This is a genomic window from Bradyrhizobium sp. Unk1 (assembly GCF_059512345.1).
The window spans coordinates 1-2058 of the sequence record NZ_JCAMOP010000151.1 but is presented as its reverse complement, the minus strand read 5'-3'; the positions used below and the strand labels follow the sequence as shown (position 1 = coordinate 2058).

General features: G+C 61.0%; 3 protein-coding genes. All 3 read left to right on the top strand.

Annotated features, from left to right (window positions below; genetic code table 11):
• The first annotated feature begins 82 nt into the window (after positions 1–82).
• The gene (tnpA, locus tag AC5ZFO_RS47770) at positions 83–556 is read left to right on the top strand and encodes an IS66-like element accessory protein TnpA (RefSeq protein ID WP_496124238.1); all 474 of its coding nucleotides are present in this window, start codon (positions 83–85) and stop codon (positions 554–556) included.
• Positions 537–890 carry an IS66 family insertion sequence element accessory protein TnpB gene (tnpB, locus tag AC5ZFO_RS47765; protein ID WP_496124237.1) on the top strand — a complete coding sequence of 118 codons (354 nt, stop codon included), beginning with the start codon at positions 537–539 and terminating at the stop codon, positions 888–890. Before tnpA ends, tnpB begins: the two co-directional genes overlap by 20 nt.
• 52 nt (positions 891–942) lie before the next feature.
• A partial coding sequence (gene tnpC / locus AC5ZFO_RS47760; protein ID WP_496124236.1) for an IS66 family transposase occupies positions 943–2058 on the top strand: 1116 nt, incomplete at its 3' end.

The window sequence follows — 2058 nt, the reverse complement described above, 5'->3', positions numbered from 1 at the left end:
GTAAGCGCGAATTTCCCCGCACCTTTTGCTTTTGAGTGCTCTGATGCATGAGGTGTCCACTTAAATAGGTGGACACCTTGTGATGAGCGACGATGATCAGAAACTGCGGGTCAGGCTTGTTGGTCGGAACGGTCGCCGGCGCTACGAGACGACATCGAAGGAGCGTCTTGTGGCGGCCTGCCTTGAGCCTGGCGTTTCGGTATCGAGACTAGCGCTCGAACACGGGGTCAACGCGAACCTCCTTCGGAAGTGGATCAAGAAGCACACCGCGGCCAGGTCGCTGCCGCCGTCGTCACCCCCGGCGTTCATCCCGGTTCAGCTTGAGGGGACCACCGAGCGGGCCCTGTTGCGGCAAGACAGCGTGACGACGGTGGATTTACCGGCGACTTGCGATGAAGTGGGTAAGTCGGAGCTCAAAGAGACTCCGGCTTTATCCTGTCTGAGCAAAGTGAGCGCGTCGCTGCCGAACGGCGTGAAGCTCGCGCTGGAATGCGGCGATGTGGATGCATTGACGGCGATCATCGGAGCCCTGGGCCATGTTCAGACTGGGCGGTGACCTGCAGGTCTATCTGCACCGTGAGCCGATCGACTTCCGGGCTGGCATCAACAGCCTTGCGGTTCTGGTCCAGGAGACGATGGCGCTCGATCCATTCACTCCGGCGGTTTTTGCGTTCTGCAATCGCCGTTGCGACCGGATGAAGTTGCTGTTCTTCGACCGGTCCGGCTTTGTGCTGGTCCTGAAGCGGCTGACCGAGGACAAGTTCCGATGGCCGCGCCGCCAGGAGGCGGTCGTCGCGCTGACGACCGAGCAATTGCACTGGATTCTTGACGGCATCGATATCGATGCGATGGTCCGTCATCCAGTGCGGCAATATCAGGTTGCCGGCTGAGCTCTCGAGTTGAGCGGTTGACGCGTCGGTACGGTTCAGATTCAAGATTCCGATGAATCGAACCGGCGATCCGAGTGTTGAGGTGCTGTTGGCGCGCATTGCTGCGCTGCAGGCGGAGAACCATCAACTCGCCGACCGCGTCGTCAAGCTCGAGGAAGAACTGGCGCTGGCACGCCTGCATCGTTTTGCGCCGCGCAGCGAAAAGCGCGTCGATCGTCTCTTCAATGAAGCCGAGCAGGCCGCCGATGTGGATGACGCCGGCAGTGAAACGAACGATATCGCCGAACTTCCGGACACGGGCTTGCCATCCGTCGAAAGCGCGCCGGGAAAGAAGCGCGGCCGCAAGCCGCTGCCGGCAAACCTGCCGCGTGAGCGCGTCGAGTATGACCTGCCCGACGATCAGAAGGCGTGTCCTTGCTGCCGTGGCCAGATGCATCGCATGGGCGAGGCTGTCACCGAGCAACTTCATATTGAGGTGAAGGCGAAGGTTTTACAGAACGTACGATTCAAATATGGGTGCCGCCATTGCGATCGCACCGGGATCAACGCCCCTGTCGTGACCGCGCCGATGCCGACGCAGCCGTTGCCGGGCAGCGTTGCCACGGCCTCGACGCTGGCGTTCGCGCTGGTTCACAAATATGTCGATGGCACGCCACTCTACCGCCTGGCGCTGGCCTTCGAACGCGCAGGTGTTCCGGTCAGCCGCGGCGCTCTGGGCCACTGGGTAATCGGCTCGAGCGAAAAACATCTCTCCCGGATTTATGACGCCCTGAAGCTGCGGCTCAGATCACAACCTCTCATCCATGGCGACGAGACGACGGTTCAGGTTCTCAAGGAAAAGGATAGAGAGGCCACCAGCATATCGTACATGTGGGCCTATCGCAGCGGCGAGGACAGTGAGCAGCCGATCGTTCTTCTTGACTATCAGCCAGGCCGCGGCCAAATCCACCCGCAGGCCTTCCTCGGCGATTACCGTGGCATCGTGATGAGTGACGGCTATACCGCATGGCGCACGCTGGAAGGGGCCACCCACATTGGATGCATGGCCCACTCCCGGCGTCGCTTTGTCGATGCACTCAAAGCGAGGAAGAAGGGCGGTGGTCCGCCCGAGCAGGCGCTGCGGTTCTTCGAACAGCTCTACCGGGTTGAAAGGCAGGCACGGGACACA

Excerpts from the sequence above, each read along its gene's own strand:
- tnpA (WP_496124238.1), top strand. The coding sequence starts at position 83 with ATGAGCGACGATGATCAGAAACTGCGGGTCAGGCTTGTTGGTCGGAAC.
- tnpB (WP_496124237.1), top strand. The coding sequence starts at position 537 with ATGTTCAGACTGGGCGGTGACCTGCAGGTCTATCTGCACCGTGAGCCG.